14 protein-coding genes and 3 pseudogenes are annotated in these 16020 nt (G+C 60.2%); 12 read left to right on the top strand and 5 right to left on the bottom strand.

What is annotated here, in order from left to right; translation table 11 throughout:
* Positions 1 to 175: 175 nt before the first annotated feature.
* Together CXY80_RS11175 and CXY80_RS11170 are read left to right on the top strand one after the other, a co-directional pair.
* Positions 176 to 634 (top strand): carboxymuconolactone decarboxylase family protein, encoded by a 459-nt coding sequence (locus CXY80_RS11175; RefSeq protein ID WP_104132554.1) that lies wholly within the window; start codon positions 176 to 178, stop codon positions 632 to 634.
* A gap of 291 nt (positions 635 to 925) precedes the next feature.
* Entirely contained in the window at positions 926 to 1597 is a 672-nt protein-coding gene (locus tag CXY80_RS11170; RefSeq protein WP_104132563.1) for an isochorismatase family protein, read from the top strand.
* A 109-nt stretch (positions 1598 to 1706) separates the two neighbouring features.
* On the opposite strand, the pseudogene CXY80_RS11165 reads toward CXY80_RS11170, so the two are convergent.
* Positions 1707 to 2998: pseudogene (locus tag CXY80_RS11165) on the bottom strand (IS3 family transposase).
* On the opposite strand from CXY80_RS11165, the gene CXY80_RS20215 reads away from it, so the two are divergent.
* From CXY80_RS20215 to CXY80_RS11135, 6 genes are all read left to right on the top strand, one after another.
* Complete coding sequence (locus CXY80_RS20215; protein WP_233195279.1) at positions 2991 to 3269, top strand: ATP-binding cassette domain-containing protein; 279 nt, start codon at positions 2991 to 2993, stop codon at positions 3267 to 3269. The pseudogene CXY80_RS11165 and the gene CXY80_RS20215 sit on opposite strands and share 8 nt — an antisense overlap.
* A gap of 553 nt (positions 3270 to 3822) precedes the next feature.
* A complete protein-coding gene (locus tag CXY80_RS11155; protein ID WP_158251636.1) occupies positions 3823 to 5220 on the top strand; it encodes a glycosyltransferase family 39 protein in 1398 nt (465 codons plus the stop codon).
* A gap of 558 nt (positions 5221 to 5778) precedes the next feature.
* Positions 5779 to 5967 (top strand): hypothetical protein, encoded by a 189-nt coding sequence (locus CXY80_RS20210; RefSeq protein ID WP_233195287.1) that lies wholly within the window; start codon positions 5779 to 5781, stop codon positions 5965 to 5967.
* Complete coding sequence (locus CXY80_RS11145) at positions 5898 to 6233, top strand: phosphatase PAP2 family protein (protein ID WP_233195278.1); 336 nt, start codon at positions 5898 to 5900, stop codon at positions 6231 to 6233. The genes CXY80_RS20210 and CXY80_RS11145 overlap by 70 nt, the downstream gene beginning before the upstream one ends.
* 7 nt (positions 6234 to 6240) lie before the next feature.
* Positions 6241 to 7365, top strand: a complete 1125-nt coding sequence (locus CXY80_RS11140) for a glycosyltransferase family 2 protein (RefSeq protein WP_104132551.1) — start codon at positions 6241 to 6243, stop codon at positions 7363 to 7365.
* 4 nt (positions 7366 to 7369) lie between these two features.
* On the top strand, positions 7370 to 7780 hold the full coding sequence (locus CXY80_RS11135; RefSeq protein WP_104132550.1) for an ester cyclase: 411 nt from the start codon (positions 7370 to 7372) through the stop codon (positions 7778 to 7780).
* A gap of 395 nt (positions 7781 to 8175) precedes the next feature.
* Here the strand turns inward: CXY80_RS11135 and CXY80_RS11130 are convergent.
* The 4 genes and pseudogenes from CXY80_RS11130 to CXY80_RS11120 form a co-directional block, all read right to left on the bottom strand.
* Positions 8176 to 9074, bottom strand: a pseudogene (locus CXY80_RS11130) (IS3 family transposase); the annotation flags it as partial.
* Positions 9075 to 9260: 186 nt separating this feature from the next.
* Positions 9261 to 9617, bottom strand: a complete 357-nt coding sequence (locus CXY80_RS19140; RefSeq protein WP_134477564.1) for a hypothetical protein — start codon at positions 9615 to 9617, stop codon at positions 9261 to 9263.
* A gap of 4 nt (positions 9618 to 9621) precedes the next feature.
* Positions 9622 to 10095 (bottom strand): annotated as a pseudogene (locus tag CXY80_RS11125) (DNA-processing protein DprA); the annotation flags it as partial.
* A 155-nt stretch (positions 10096 to 10250) separates the two neighbouring features.
* Complete coding sequence (locus CXY80_RS11120) at positions 10251 to 10472, bottom strand: hypothetical protein (RefSeq protein WP_104132548.1); 222 nt, start codon at positions 10470 to 10472, stop codon at positions 10251 to 10253.
* A 142-nt stretch (positions 10473 to 10614) separates the two neighbouring features.
* Here CXY80_RS11120 and CXY80_RS11115 point away from each other — a divergent pair, with 142 nt between their 5' ends.
* The 4 genes from CXY80_RS11115 (at position 10615) to CXY80_RS11100 (ending at position 15565) form a co-directional block, all read left to right on the top strand.
* Positions 10615 to 11511, top strand: a complete 897-nt coding sequence (locus CXY80_RS11115) for a glycerophosphodiester phosphodiesterase family protein (protein ID WP_104132547.1) — start codon at positions 10615 to 10617, stop codon at positions 11509 to 11511.
* Positions 11512 to 12253: 742 nt separating this feature from the next.
* Positions 12254 to 13642, top strand: a complete 1389-nt coding sequence (locus tag CXY80_RS11110; RefSeq protein WP_146070721.1) for a hypothetical protein — start codon at positions 12254 to 12256, stop codon at positions 13640 to 13642.
* 416 nt (positions 13643 to 14058) lie between these two features.
* The gene (locus CXY80_RS11105; protein WP_092448714.1) at positions 14059 to 14328 is read left to right on the top strand and encodes a helix-turn-helix domain-containing protein; all 270 of its coding nucleotides are present in this window, start codon (positions 14059 to 14061) and stop codon (positions 14326 to 14328) included.
* Positions 14321 to 15565, top strand: a complete 1245-nt coding sequence (locus tag CXY80_RS11100) for a type II toxin-antitoxin system HipA family toxin (protein ID WP_104132545.1) — start codon at positions 14321 to 14323, stop codon at positions 15563 to 15565. The genes CXY80_RS11105 and CXY80_RS11100 overlap by 8 nt, the downstream gene beginning before the upstream one ends.
* The last annotated feature ends 455 nt before the right edge of the window (positions 15566 to 16020 follow it).

The following is a 16020-nucleotide window of genomic DNA, read 5'->3' as shown; positions in this document are numbered from 1 at the left end:
CGTACCTCGATGATCTTCCCTCCGCTGAACTGCACCTGCTCGACACCGGGCACTTCGCCTTGGATGAACAGCTGGACACCGTCGTGCATTTGATCGATGACTTCATCGAGCGACATACGCAGTAGGAGCCACTCGAAGTACACGTACCGCAAACACAGACAGAAAGATAACGACAATGTCATTTGAGCAGCGCCTCTTAGTCACGGATGTCGATCCTGAGGCCTATAAACCGATGGTTGCCCTTGAGAAGTACATCCACGCGGGAAGCTTGGGTGAAGCCTTGTTAACGCTGGTGAAAATTCGTGCGTCGCAGATCAATGGTTGTGCGTACTGCCTGGACATGCACGGGCGTGAAGCTCGAGCGGCGGGCATCGATCAGCGTCGCCTCGATGTGTTAGCTGGATGGGAAGAAGCGCCGAACGTGTACTCCGAACGCGAACGTGCCGCCATAGCACTCACTGAGGCGGTGACACTCATCGGAAACGGCGGTGTGTCGGACTCGTTGTGGGGGCAGGTGAGGGAATCATTCGAGGAGAGGGAAATTGTGCAGCTGTTGATGGCCATCGCCGCGATCAACGTGTGGAACCGTCTGGCGGTGAGTACTCACCAGAGCCTTCCTCCGCAAACGACCTAACAATCGTGCTACTTGTACGATCGATGGAATGGACGGCGGCATCGCGGTTGGCTCTACCGCCAGCGCCGTGGCGGAACCGTTCATCGGCTGGGAGGGGTTGTCCCTCGTACCCGTTCGGGCCTTTCGGGGCAGTCCCGTCACTGGACGGCCTAGTGAAGATGTCATCGAGAATGGCGCAGCCTGGCTGGGCGACGGACGAATCCACTGGTGCGGATCGGCCGTTACGCCTGAGCTGTCAGCTCAGTGAGCGTACCGCAGTATTGCTCGTGACCTTGATGAAGGAGAATGTTTATGTTGTTTGATACATCCACTACAGCGCTCGTGCTGACGGACCCACAAAACGATTTTCTTAGCCCCGCCGGTGTTACTTGGGAGCTGGTCGGTAAGAGTGTCGAAGAGAATAACACCGTCGAGCACATTGAGCAGTTGCTCGTGAGTGCCAAAGCCTCGGGGTATGAGGTTTTCGTGTCTCCGCATTACTATTTTCCCCACGATCACCAGTGGGAATTCGGCGGAACCTTGGAAAAGATGATGCACGAGATCGGTATGTTCGATCGGCCGGGGCCCTTGGATCTTGACGGATTTTCTGGCTCGGGTGCTGACTGGTTAGAGCGCTACAAACCGTTCCTGCAAGACGGCAAGACGGTAGTGTGTAGCCCGCACAAGATCTACGGGCCCGAGCAGAACGACCTCGTGCTCCAGCTGCGTAAACGCGGAATCAGCAAGGTTGTGCTCGCAGGAATGTCAGCAAACCTGTGCATCGAAAGCCACCTACGCGAGCTGTTGGAACAGGGATTTGACGTGGCCGTCGTTGCCGACGCGACCGCCGCTGCACGGCACCCTGAACTCGGCGACGGGTATGCGGCCGCCCTTACCAACTTCAACTACATCGCCGGGGTAGTGCTTACCACCGAGCGAGCAATAGAAATGTTGGAATCCGCCGTATCCGTAGGAGACCTGTGAGCCGCGGTTCGGCAACGCCACCACGGGTCTCCACCGAGTCCTCCATTTATGGTGATCTGCGGGCGGTTTTCATCAACGCTTGCTGAAGAAAAGTGAACCGTCCCGGGTTTCATGCCGCCGTTTTGTTGGCGGCTTCGATATTTATCGGGCCGTTTGTTTCAGCGTAGTAGTTGCGTTCATATTCTTCGGGCGGCATGTTCCCGAGTGCGCTGTGCAGGCGCCGATTGTTGTACCAGTCCAGCCAGTCGAAGGTGAATTTCTCAACGTCTGCGAGGGTCTTCAACGGTCCCGTCACGAAGGGTGAGTTCTTCGCCGCGGCCTCGTTCTTGTAAAGCCCCATGACCGTCTCCGCGGCCGCGTTATCGTAGGCGTCTCCGATGGTTCCGATCGAGGCGACGAGGCCTTCCAGAGCGACAGTCTCGGTGAATTTAATCGATGTGTATTGAGATCCGGCATCGCTGTGATGTATCAAACCGGGCCGTACGGCGTGGCCGGCATGGTCGCGACGCCAGAGCGCCATATTCAAACAGACCTCAACGAACGGTGTGTCTTTGACCGTTGACGCATGCCAGCCCACGATCGCACGAGAGTACAAGTCGATCGCGAAGGCCACGTAGACGAAGCCGCCCCAGGTTGGGACATACGTGAAGTCCGTGACCCAGGAGTGGTTTGGGCGGGGCGCACTGAAGTTGCGTTTGAGTAAGTCAGGGGCTCGCGCTGACTCCTTGCCCGTCGCCGCCGACGCCCGGGGCTTCCGGCCCCGGATGAGGCCGTTCATGCCCTCGAGACGCATCAACCGGTCGACCGTGTGCTTGGAGACGTCAGTGAACTCGCCCCGGCGGAGTCACGCCGTCATCTTCCGTCGCCCGTAGAGAATCTCGGGCTGCTGACGCCCGTACACATCTCTCACTTTCAAGGCTTTCAGCCGGTCGACGAGTGCCGCGTCGCTCTGAACTCGGGCCGCGTCGGCGCGAGTCTTCCATGCCCGAAATGACCGTGAAGTGACCGTGACGCCCTGCTCGCGCAGGACGCCGCACGTCAACTCGACTCCATGGCCGTTCGCCTTCATCTGGACGATGAAAGCGACTATAGACGGTTGCGAGGGTCGAGCTCCCTCGTGAAGAAAGACGCTGCCGCTTTGAAGATGTCGTTCGTCTCGCGGAGGTCACGGTTCTGGCGCTTGAGGCGTTTGATTTCCTCGAGCTCCTCGGTCGTGGGCCCGGTGCGTTCGCCGGCGTCGGCCTGCGCCTGGGTGACCCATTTTCGGAGCGTCTCGGCGCCGATGTTGAGCTTGGGGGCTAGGTCGCGGCAGGCCGCCCACATCGATGGGTAATCCTTCAAACGATCAAGAGTCATACGGACCGCTCGTTCACGAACCTCTGTTGGGTGTTTCTTGGGCATATCCGAATCCTTTTACCAGAAAGAAAGCGGCAGGAAATCAGGGACGGTTCACTTCGAGGGCCGTGATAGTCAGAAGCTGGGGACTTTCAGCAAGGGCATGCGTCAAAAAGTCGGAATTGCGCAAGCTGTGCTCCACTCACCGGCGGTGCTTTTCCTGGACGAGCCCACCTCGGGGTTGGACCCGGAAGGAGTCCGCACGCTGCACGAAACTACTGTGCGCCTCAACAGCGAACTCGGGATGACCGTATTTATGAATACACACGTGCTGTGAGAGGTCACGAAAACATGCACCAGCATCGGAATTTTGCGTGGTGGGTGCCTCAGCCATCACGACTCGATCGCGAATACTGTGGCGGCGTTCCTCGCGGATGGATCACTCGAGCAGATCTATTTTCAGCTAGAGTCAGCGCCCGCGCTATGAACACTTTTTTTGTCAGAGGACGGCATGAAATGCTGTCCGCCCGCCGTGCGCGAGTTACGCACCTGCTGCTGACCGTTTGAGACCTAACACGAAGTGGACCTTTCGTCTGGGGGTGTCAACGGGATTGCTTTTCGGCACAATGCGCGACCTCTTGCCCCCAGATGCCTCTAAGAATCGGCCCCCGGTGGGGCTCATTTTTGATCATTTTTTAGGAAGCGTATGATGTAATCGGATGATAAGCGCATTGGAACGGGTCTCTCTGGCCATTCGGATGACCTCGCGCGGGTCACCACAAACGGCCCGTTACCGGCTGATATCTGCAGTAGTTGCCCTGGCTAGCATGGTGGTGTCCTTATCGGGCTCCTGGATTCCCTCGTTATGGGGGGACGAGGCAGCGAGCATCATGTCCGCGCAACGATCGCTTTCAAGTTTGTTCACCATGCTGACCACGGTGGATGCAGTCCACGGCACCTACTATCTCGGGTTGCACGCGTGGATAAATGTTTTTGGTGCGTCACCTTTTTCGGTCCGCTTCCCGAGCGCAATCGCCATTGGCATCGCGGTCGCGGGCATCATGCATCTCACCGCACGTTTGTCCTCGAGACGGACCGCGCTGGTCGCGGGTATCGTCTGCGGCATCCTTCCGCGGGTAACGTACATGGGGGAAGAGACGCGTTCATACGCTTTCAGCGCCGCGATTGCCGCTTGGCTGACCGTGCTGCTAGTCGAAATCATTCGACGAAACGGATCGTCGCGGTGGCAGTGGTTCGCCTACGCAGCACTGTCCGCGACGGGTATTTATGTTTTCCTTTATTTGATTCTGCTGGTGTTGGCACATGCCGTCATTCTGCTCAATATTCGGGCTCCGCGCGGCTTCCTCCGAAAATGGTTCTTGTATGCCGCTGCTGCCATTATTTTGGCGACACCGGTGGTGATCTGGGCGGTGCTGGAACGACACCAAATAGGTTTCCTCGCGTCCCGCAATGAAGTGACTTCCCGGAAGTTGCTGGTGTCGCTGTGGTTCGGTAGCAACCAATTTGCAGCTATCGCGTGGACACTGATTCTGGTTGCCGGCATCGCTGCCGTGGTAATCGCCCGACGAGGTCGTCATGACAAACACAACGTCGAAGTCACCGCCGGAGGGCTGCGGATGCCGAGCCTGGAGCTGGTCGCGGCAAGTTGGCTGCTGGTCCCAGCAGTCGTACTCATTGGCGGGCAGTTCCTCGTTCCCGTCTATACCGCCCGGTACCTGTCGTACAGCGCACCTGCGGCCGCGATCCTCATCGCCTCCGGACTGGTGGTCCTCACCCGCAACAGGATGTGGGCGCTATCTCTCGGGGTGCTCCTTATCGTTGCCACCGCGGCTCCGGTTTATCTTGCGCAGCGGACCCCGTACGCAAAGAACCACAGCGACTGGGCGGACATCAGCACACTGCTCGGAGCGCACGCGAAACCCGGGGACGCGGTGGACTTCGACGAAAGTGTCCGTCCATCCCGCCGCCCGCGCCTTGCTCTCCACACCTATCCAGCTGGATTTATCGGGCTGCGCGACATCACCCTGAAGGTGCCGTTTAGTGCTGACCCGACCTGGCACGATACGGCGTACACCATCGCGGAAGCCGCGAACCTTGGCCGGCTCGCTGACGTCGACCGCGTCTGGCTCATCGAATATTCGATCGAGTCCCCAAACGATTACGACAAACAGCAGCTTGCCGAATTGGGCTACACCCCCGTCGCGCACTATGAAACCCACCGCAGCGTCATCTACGAATACACGCTGGCCGGCAACCCCGGACCCTAACCGCGCGTGCCGTCGCGATGTTTTCGATTCTTCCCGATTTCTTAATACTCCAACCGAAACCATAGAACTCATGACCCCTTCCTCAATCTTGTCCAGCGGCCTCATCGACCCCCCCCCCGACGCTCATCACGGGTGCGGGGGTGCGGGGTCTGGCTATCGTGTGTGCCATCGTGTGTGCCGAAACGGGCCTCCTGATCGGGTTTTTCCTTCCCGGAGATACGCTGCTGTTCTTCACCGGTCTGGTTGCGAGCGGGGCGATCACTCAGCTGCTTTGCCTGGTGATTCTGCTTATCGGCATATCCGCCATACTCGGCGACCAGGTCGACTACGCACTCGGACGCAGCACCGGCCCTCGAATATTCGAACGACACGAATCGGGCCCGTCGGAAAAGTATCGATCGAACGGAAAGGTTTTTCACACGATTTGGCCCGGTTGCGGTGATAGTCGCACGATTCGTACCCGTGGTACGAACCTTCGCCGCGTCGCCGCCGGAATCGGGCACATGCCGCGGCGCCGTTTCATTACCTTCAACGTCATCGGCGGTGTGCTCAGGTCCGTTGACACTGCTCACCCTGTCGATTCACCGCAGATGGTGGACCCCCGCCATCCTCATCACCGCTGCCGGGATCGAATCCCTCGCGATGACGATCGCCGGAAAAGACCTGATCGGTCGGGCGTGCCCGCCGCTGATCGGCGCGGTCGCTCCGTACGAATACTCCCATCCTTCCCATCCGGCCACACTCTGAACGCAGTCGTGATCGCCTACCTGCTGATGCTTCGCCAAACAACTCGCCGCGCGCGGGTGTTGACGGGCACCGTCGCAATACTTTTCGCACTCACCATCGGACTCAGCCGTGTCTACCTCGGCCACTACTGGTTCATTGATGTGCTTGTGGCCGTAACCCTCGGACTGGCGTGGCTCGCGATAATCATCACCGCCCACCGACTCTACCTCGCCTCCCGCCAGCGGCGAACAAGAATGCTCGCCTCGCCCCGGACAGGAAGGGAATGACCCGCTGATGAAGGTTTCGATCGTGATACCCACCTACAATGAGGCACCGAACATAGCCGAGCTTGTTGCACGAATTAGTGACGCCACAACCAACTATGACGCGGAAATCATCTTCGTCGATGACTCTTCGGACGACACACCACAGGTAATAGTTCACGTCGGCAACACCGCCCGCCTCCCCGTCCGCATTATCCACCGAAGTACACCCATCGGCGGCTTAGCGGGCGCGGTCCTCGCGGGTATTGCCGCCAGCGGCGGGAAGTGGTGCATCGTGATGGACGGTGATCTGCAGCACCCTCCCGAGATGATTCCGATTCTGCTAGCCGCAGCCGCCAGCGAACACGCAGATGTGGTTGTCGCCTCCCGGAATCTTGACGGCGGTTCATCCGGCGGGCTCGCAGGCATATCGCGCCATATCGTCTCCAACGCAGCAAACCTCCTGACACGCGCGATGTTCCCCGTCAGGCTGCAGAACTGCACCGACCCGATGACAGGCTTTTTCGCCGTACGCCGCGCCACCATAGATGTATCAGTTTTGCAGCCACGAGGATTTAAAATACTGCTCGAGATTCTGGTTCGCAATACGGTCACTGTGGCGGAGGAACCGTTCGTTTTCGGCGAACGACAAGCCGGTGTATCCAAAGCTGACTTCCGGCAAGGGGTCCGCTTCGTCACGCAACTTGCCGCACTCCGCTTCGGTCGCGTTTCCGGCTTCGCCACCATCGGCGCAGCTGGCGCGGTAGCGAACCTGATCATCATGGCGGGACTGCAGGCTCTCGGCGTGTGGTACATCGCTGCTGCAATCATCTTTGCAGCCGTCACAATCGTCGGCAATTTCCTCCTCCAAGAGCGATTCGTCTTCCGAGACCTCCGAGGACCTGCCGCATCCGGATATATCCGATTTGCCCGATTCTTCGCCTTCAACGGTATCGAGGCGACGGTTCGCACCGCTGTGCTCTGGGCCGTCGTCGCGACAGCAGCACTGCCAGAAATTGCAACGCAGGCCGTCCTCATCGGCATCGGATTCATACTCAGATTCGTTCACCACTCCCAACGCGGAACGTCAATGGCGGTATGGTCACCTCGTGGCCCACACAAATCCCTCCATGCTAAATCTCTAGGAAGAGAGTGAACACATGAGTCAAGAAGCAAATATTGCTGCGCAGCAGAAGTTTGGTGACGCCGTCAACAGCGGAGAACTCGACCTTCTCGACGACCTCGTGGCCGAAGACGCAGTTGACAACGATCCTGCCCCTGGCCAAGGCCCGGGCCCCGCAGGCTACAAAGCGTTCTTCGGCGAGATGATTGCCGCTTTTCCCGACCTGCACATCGCAGTCGAGCGCCTCGTCGCAAACGACACCGACGTCGCATTTGCTTACACCCTCAGCGGCACCCACCAAGGCCCACTCATGGGCCACGCCGCTAGCGGGAAAACGATGGCCGTTCGTGGCATGCAAATCAGCCGGTTTGAGAGCGGAAAGCTAGTCGAGCGGTGGGGCAGCAGCGACCAACAGGGCATGCTCGAACAACTCGGCCTCGCACCATAACCTGCGACAACTGGCGTTCCCAATCAGTGGCCGATACCTGTGCGATCTGTCGAACCCCGGCGTTCTGTGCCCGCAGTAGTGCGATCTCCTCTCGCTCGACGATGGTCAAAAACCGCCCGGAAAGCGGTACTCTGCTGATGTCTCGCATCCCGCCAGTATGACGGAACGACCGTGTCCCGACCGGCGCCGACACGCCCGCCCGCTCGCCAACGTCCTCGCTCGAGAGACCCTGCCCGACGAGGTTCCAAAAATCTTGCCGGTGCTCCCGGCGCCACGCCGGCGGCCGGCCCGGCGACCGCATCGGCTCCCGCCCGAGTTGCGCGGCCATCCACCCTTTTGGACGTCCCATAATCCACCTCCATGTCGGGGTGTTGCGACGACCAGTTGAATCCGCCGACGCTGCCGCGGTCGGAGTGCCAGATCGCGTCAGGCTCGATCAGGGTCGTCGCAGCGGCGTTGCGGAGGGCGGCGGCGACGAGTTCGGTGCGCATGTGGTCGGCGATGGACCACCCGACGACTTTCTTCGAATAGCAGTCGATGACGGTGGCCAGATAGATGAATCCTTGCCAGGTGTGGATGTATGTAATATCGCCGACGAACTTCACTCCGGGACGGTCGGCAGCGAAGTCGCGTTTGACGAGGTCGGGCATGCTCGCCGCCGCCTCGGCATCTGCCTCCGTCGTGATGCGGAAGGGCCGTGGTTGGCAGGCTACGAGGCCGATCTGGCGCATGAGCTGCCGCACCAGCTCGGGCGAGCACTCGGTCTGCTCCGCGGCGAGGTCGGCGTGGATTCGGCGGTATCCGTAGGTGCCGTCGGACTCCTCGAAGAAGTGTTGAATGCGGGAGATTAGGGCCTCTCGGCGGGCCGCAGTTGCGGACTGCGGCCGGATTGCCCAGTGGTAGAAACCGGACGTGGACACGGCCAGCCAGAGACACATTTTCACCACCGAATTGTGGTTGGTGGACTCAGATTTTTGGGAGTCGATGTACTCGTACTTGCTCACTACCGCTGCTCCCGCGCGAAGTAAGCGCTGGCTTTTTTCAAGAAAGCGGTCTCCGCCCGCAGCTCTTGAACTTCCCGCTCGAGTTCCTTCAACCTGGCACGTTCCGACACAGTCAAGTCCACTTCCGTGCCGCCGTTAGCCTCACGATATTTGCCCAGCCAGTTCCGGAGCGTCTCCGGGCCGACGCCGTACGCGGTGGCGACGTCCGTGATCGGCTTGGAGGTATTGATCACCTCGCGACACAGCTCGTCTTTGAACTCCTGCGTAAATTTTCTCCGCGCTGCGGTCATGCTGATCTCTACTTTCAGTGATCCCTCATTTTAAGAGGGCCCACTATCCGAGATATCCGCAGCAGGTCAAACCAACCCACTGGGTTAGGAGACACGCCCTAGCGGGCTTCGACTTCCCATTGGGTTTCGCTGCTCATACCCGTCGGCGTTGATCCAATGGCAGCACACATGCCCGCAAGGGGAATGCTAACCAAGCGCGAACCCGGAACTGTTGAGCGTCCATATAGGCGCGACGGTGGCAGCCACGACAAGCACGATCAAAAGGACCCGTAATGCTTTATCGCGGCGTCTGGGTTGAATTACCACGCCGGTGACCAACAGCGCCACAAATAGGGCAACGAGGAATGCGCTGCTAAGAAGTGCGGGACCGGAGCGTGCATCAGGAGCGCAGCTTGGCGGTGCGGGGTAAATTGCGGGGCAAATAGTGGGTAGCGATTGGGCTACCCAGATCAACAAAATAGAGACGGCGGCGATCACGGCAGCTGGCACCGTCCAGCGCCATAAAGCTCGCGCTTTAGCCTGTTCATCCGGTCTGGTCGTCATGGGCTCAGAGTAACGGGGAATTACGCTGGCCTGTAGTTCGTGAAAGCTGGATAAAGTTCTGCCCATAAGGCGACCCCTCTACGGGACCGTCCCAGTCAACCGTGAACGCGGCGTCAGGACGCCCCTGAACGGGCGGCGAAGTCTGTGCCGCTGGACGGCTAGAGGGCGCGAAGTGCTTAACGTTCATCTCGTTCTCGGCGGCTGAGTGCGTGGAGGACAGCCCTGTCTCCATTTCCGAGGCGACGACGCCGTCGGTGGCGATTCGGGTGAGGAGGGCGTCGTGTCCGGTGGGGTAGAACCGGTCAACACCTCCGGCGAGGTACGCGACGGTCTGGCCGTTGCTGGCGAGAGCGGTGCGGTGCGCCATCCCGTCGATGCCATACGCGGCCCCCGACACGATGGTGTGCCCGCGCCCGACGAGCCCGCCGACAATGTCCATACAGACGTGCTCGCCGTACCCGATGGCGGCCCGTGCGCCGACGACGGGGCAATACCGACCAAACGATTACCGCACATTACCCATAGCTCGGCTGTGCGACCAACAGAGCGGTATCGCCCCGGGCCCAGAGGGCCTGCGGGGCGTCCAGTCAAGGTCAGCAAATCCGGCGGGCCAGTGCGGGTGCTCCGGCGTAATCAGGACCGCATCAGCTTTCCCGGCGGCAGTAAATGCCCCACCATGGCGCTGTCAACGACGCGGGGGAGCACTAGCTCCCGAAGATTTGTCAGGTCCACTCCTGCGGCGGTGTCTTCGCCCTGACCCAGGAGCGTGAGGGTGTCGGCGGCTCCGACCGCGTCCTGCTCGCCCAGCTGCTGATCTTCGTACTCAGGACCCTGCTTGCGCTTCTTTGGGCACAAGAAGTTCTCCTTTCGCCGCAGCGACGCCGAGAGGTCTTCCCGGACAGGTACGCTCCACCCCTAGTCCACCGGTAGGACACCTGGGCGACACGTGCGCGTTGCAGCCTGAAGGAGTTCAACGCTTCCAACGCAAGGAGATCCCATGAGCACGCCCACCCTCACCGTTCCGGTCGAATCGTTTCGGCACCGTCGCACTGGCGCCGCCGCGGCCGTTGCCGTTGCCCTGGTCGCCGGTCTGTCCGTTGGCGCGGCACCCAGCGCCTTCGCGAGCGAATCCGACGACGTGATCAACGCCGCGCATCGCGGCGCGAGCGAATCGACTCCCGAGAACACCCTCGCCGCCTTCCGCGCCGGAACGGACCAGGACGCCGATTTGCTCGAGATGGACGTTCAACGCTCCGCCGACGGGGAACTCGTGGTCATTCACGACACGAACCTGGCCCGAACCACAAACGTGGAAGACCTCTTCCCCGACCGGGCACCGTGGAATGTGGGCGACTTCACCGCCGCAGAGATGCAAACCCTCGACGCCGGCTCGTGGAAGGGCGCCCAGTTCACCGGTGAAAAGCTACCGACCTTCGCCGAGGCGATCGAGGTCATTCGGAAGAGCGGCTCCGGCATGCTGCTCGAAATCAAGGCACCGCAGCTGTACACGGGGATCGAAGCCGAGGTATCCGCTGCGCTGCGCGAGTCCCGCGGCTACGTGCAGTCCGCGGTGGGCCAGGACAAGCTCGTGGTGCAGTCGTTCAACTTCGACTCCATGAAAACCTTCACCGAGCTCGAACCGACCGTTCCGGTGGGCCTCCTTGGCACACCGACCATCGATCAGCTCCCGGAACTCGCCACCTGGGCCGACCAAATCAACCCGTTCCACGCGTCGATTGACGCAGCCTACGTGGCTGAGGTTCACCGCCTCGGCATGGACGTGCTCGTGTGGACGGTTAACACCGAAGCAGACATGGTGCGGGCCATCGACCTGGGCGTCGACGGCGTGATCACGAACCGCCCCGACGTGCTCAACACCCTGCTCGAAGACTAGCCCGCGCTAGCAGGCTAGCTGTACCCGGCCATGGCGCTTGTGGCTTAAAGGGTTGAAAAGGGGGGACCTCCGTTGCTTAGTGGAGATGTTAAAAGTCTCACTGCACAGCGGAGGTCAACGCCTGGTTGACCGTTCGGGGAAGGGCTCTTTTGGTGGATAGAGTTCTCGGTGGTCGTCCGGCCACCGTCCAATGTCGCCCTGACCTCCATAGGTGATTTCCCACAAACCGCGCGCAGCCAGTGTGTGTCCAGTTGGCGCTTGGTCGTGAGCGTTGCGAGTGTGGGATCCGAGCCCGCATATGGGACTTGATGCGCGCACCTTTATTCAACGTTTATTGCGTCGAGACCGGCCGAGACGGGCCAAGGCGTTGAGATAGAATTGGACGCACATTCACAAGGAACTCCTGATCAGATCGAGATAAGTCGATATCTGTCGAGGTTTCGACGCGTAGGTCGACAGGTCGATAATGGCCTGTCACAAACCGTCGGTCCCGGGTTCAAGTCCCGGCCGCTCTACTGTAAATTTCATCTGATCAGGGTTTCTTGTCTGTACCGAAAGGGCAAGACTTGACTCACCCATAGTTTATCCATTGCTGATTCCAAAATTTCCGTCCTTCTGGGGTTCCCATAGAGAAGGTGCACGACCCGGTTCGAGTCATCTGGGATGACCTCGATCCATTCGGCCGCGGCGTCGTGGGCGCTGGGGAGGTTTCAGTCTGCCATCGCTGTTTCACCACCCTGGCGTGAGCCACTTCCGTCTCGTGCACGATTGCAGTCTGCGTCGACGCAGCATCCTGTTCGCTGCCCGGAAGCGCGCGATGGGCTCGGTCGACCTGATAGTTGGTACGCGCGAGGTCGTGGCCGACCTTCTTGGCGACGAACTCTTCGCGTTGGATGGCTGCGCCGTCGCGGTCGACCTGGAAGATGTGCGCTTAGCCTTCGGCGACGACGATGTGGCCTTTGGTAAAACGGGATGCCCGGTCCGCGGTGGCGCGGTAGGCGACGAGATTGTAAAGCGTCTGCTCGATGGCGGTAGTGCGATACACGCTGCGGAATCTGTCGGGCCTGTTTCGTCTTCGATTCGAATGAAAATCAACTGTTTGCGCGCACGCGCCTTTCCCGCCTGTCCCGGACGGCTACGTCCGCGACGGGCCAGCGGTGGGCGACGCTTCGAGGTCGGTGTTGCCGCGCGCAATAGACTTGGGAAGATGCGGCGACAAGGGAGACGAATGAGCGAGCTGGAGCATCACGTTCGGGCACTGTGGACGTTGTTTGAGCCGATCCACGCGGTGACGTATTTCTCCCCGGAGGCGAGGGAGGCGTTCGCGGGTATCGGACTCACCCGTTATTGGGACGGATACTTCGCCGGTCGCGCAGCCCCGCTCGGGGCGGTGACGGCTGCTCCGGTGGTGGCGATTTTCAGTGGGTTCGCTCCGTTCTTGGTCGAGCGGGTGCTGCCGGCTGTGTGGTCGACGATGACCGTCGACCGGGTCCTCGACGCGCGGTCGCGGGGTGCAGCAGCGACGTTGCGAAACCTCGTGCCCGACGAACGATCTGTCGCCGAAGCGGCTGACGTACTTGCCAAGATAGCGGCTCGTGTCGACACCATTGGTCGACCTCTCGCGGCGGCGAACAGCGCGCTGGCGGTGGAGGCGGATCCGTATCGCCGGCTCTGGCAGGCCGCTGCCACGCTTCGCGAGCATCGCGGTGACGGTCATGTTATGGCACTGGTGGAGGGCGGGATCGCGGGCATCAGTACTATCGTGTTGCGCAGCGCGGTGGATATCGACGCGACGAGTGTGCGGAAGGCGCGTGGCTGGACAGAGGAAGAGTGGGCTGTCGAAGTCGAAGAGCTCATGACTCGTGGGCTGCTGACCGGCCAGGGCGAGATCAGCGAGAATGGCAGGGTGGCAGTGGAGCGCGCCGAGAACATGACCAACCAGCTGGCGGTCGGTCCGTGGCGCGGATTGAACGACGCTGAGATCGCACGTATCGCCCGCACGCTCGCGCCCATCGCGAGAGTGTGCCAAACGGTTTTTCCGTTTCCAAACCCGATCGGGATGCCCCGGCCCTGGGATCCGAATCTCGACCCGAACGCATCCGCCGTCCCGGTGTCGCCGCGGGCGAGTTGAATGATTCCCCTGTGATATCGAGCAAGCCAACTGCGGCTCAGTAATTTGCCTGAAAGTGCGACGTCGGAGGTCCCGCTTGCGGGCCTGGATTGTGCTCGTTGACAACGGAATACATCTGACGTATGACTACACCAGCCGGCGGGACGTGACCTCGCTGATTGGATAGGTGGTTGCCCGAGCCGCGGTACGTCACGCCATCATACCGACGCCGATGCATCCCCACTCATCCGGTCGGCAGGCCACTCCCTCGCAAATTTTCAGAGATCATGCAGTCACCAACCGCCAGGTCGTGCGCTCCGCAAGTGGGGCCAGTTCAGTATTCGTCCCTACGACGGTAATAAAGCCTTCGCTCCAATTGACGGCGATATTGCCATCAGCTAGTCTGAAGGGAATAAGACCTTCGCGAGGAGAATGTCATGGCTGCACGTGGAGAAGTGAAGGGTCCTGAGGGTCTCGGTCGAATGCTGCAGCAGGGCCGTCTCGTGCGCGGCTTGACGCAGCGTGATCTCGCGGACAGGTTGGAGACCGACCAGAAATACATCTGGGGTTTGGAATCCGGAAAGAACACCATCGTGCTCGAGCGCATCTTTGCGATCATGCGGGAGACCGGTATCCGCATGTATATGGAGGTCGATCCAGGCACCGACGGGCCCCAAGACGACGTTGTGGATGAGCCCCGTGGGTGACTTACGCGTCGAGCTGTACGGCGAACTGGTTGGGCATCTGGTCGGTGCGGACCGTCGCACGTTTGATTTCGTAACCGCGAAGAACGCCATCGAGACCTTTGGGCTCGGCAGCACAATTCTCTCCGCATCGGTGCCGTTCGACCTGGTCAGCAACCGCAGCCGGGCAGCGCGAAGACGCAACTTCTTCGCCGAACTCTTACCCGAGGGCACCGCTCTGGACAACCTCGCCGCGGAGATCAGAGTCTCCACCGACGACACCATTGCGCTGTTGGCACGGTTTGGCCGCGACGTCGCCGGCGCTATTCAGATTTACGATCCAGAGGGTCCGGGGGAGCCGCGCACGCCGGCCGTCGCGCTGGTTGACGGGGTCGAAGTGGGCCGGATGCTCACCAATACTCAAACCGCTCCTCTCGGAAACCGGCCGCAGTCTGGGCGCACGTCCTTGGCCGGCGTCCAAGACAAGATCGTGCTCGCACGACAGGATGACCACTGGTTTCAAGTCCTCGAGGGGTACCCGTCGACCCATATCATCAAGCCATCGTCCGTGCGCTACCCGACCATCACCTTCGACGAAGAATACGGCTTCCGAGCCGCCAAAGCGGCCGGCCTCACCATGCTCCACACCTGGATCGAAGACTTCGGCGGAGTCCCCGGTCTGGTCATCGAGCGCTATGACCGATCACCGCACGCACCCCAGGGACGCCTTCACCAAGAAGACATGAACCAAGCTCTCGGCGCATCAAAGAACGAGAAATATCAAGAGTACGGCGGCAAGGTCTCCCTCAAGCGCATAGCGGATGTCCTCGGTCGCGACGGCGACCGAGCGTCCGTCGAGCAGCTCCTCCGGCTCCTGACCGTCTCGCAGGCCGTGGGTAACCTTGATATGCACGCCAAGAACGTCAGCATGCTCCACCTCCCGGACGGCGGCACGAGAATCACCCCGGCCTACGATGTCGTTCCGCAAACGCACCTCGACAGCGACGGCAAGATGGCTCTGGCCGTCAACCGAAAATACAGTCATGCCGCCATCACGATCGATGACCTTGTGGCCGAAGGCGAGGCGTGGAAAGTGCGCACTCCCCGGTTGATCATCACGTCCGTGCTGGAGACCGTGGAATCCTTTGCCCGTTCAGAGACTCCGGCCACGCAGGCTTATGCCGAGCTCCAGGACGACATTATGCGGTTCACCAAGAACCTCCTCAGCGGACGCCCCACGGGTAGCAACGTCGGCGCGTGAGAACTTGACGCACACATGTTTATTCACCGTTTATCGCTCCGAAACCCGCCGAGACGGCCCGAGGTGTTGAGATAATGACGACGACATCTCACGCAAGAAGCTCCAGATCAGATCGAGAAAAAGCGAGACAAACCGAGGTTTGAATGCGAGCCGAGTATCAGCCTAAATGGCCTCGGTGCAAACCGTCGGTCCCGGGTTCAAGTCCCGGCCGCCCTACTGTAATTTGGATCTGATCTGGGATTTTATCCGGCGAAAATCGTCGAGATTTGACTATAAGAACATCTGTCTCGGGTTCAATTCCGAGAGCGTCGTCAAAACGACACCTGATCAGGTCTTCTCTTCACTGGCGAACGTGTCACATTCGGAGTATTTCCATTAGTTCTGGGTTCAAGTCTCACCACCGCGATTGGAATTCGCTTTGATCAAGAGTTTTCAGTCCGCACAGATGCAACGAC

Origin of the sequence: Cryobacterium sp. M91 (assembly GCF_002929615.1) — a bacterium.
GTDB lineage: Bacteria > Actinomycetota > Actinomycetes > Actinomycetales > Microbacteriaceae > Cryobacterium > Cryobacterium levicorallinum.
The sequence above is the reverse complement of the archived record's forward strand: the minus strand, read 5'-3'. Positions and strand labels throughout refer to the sequence as shown.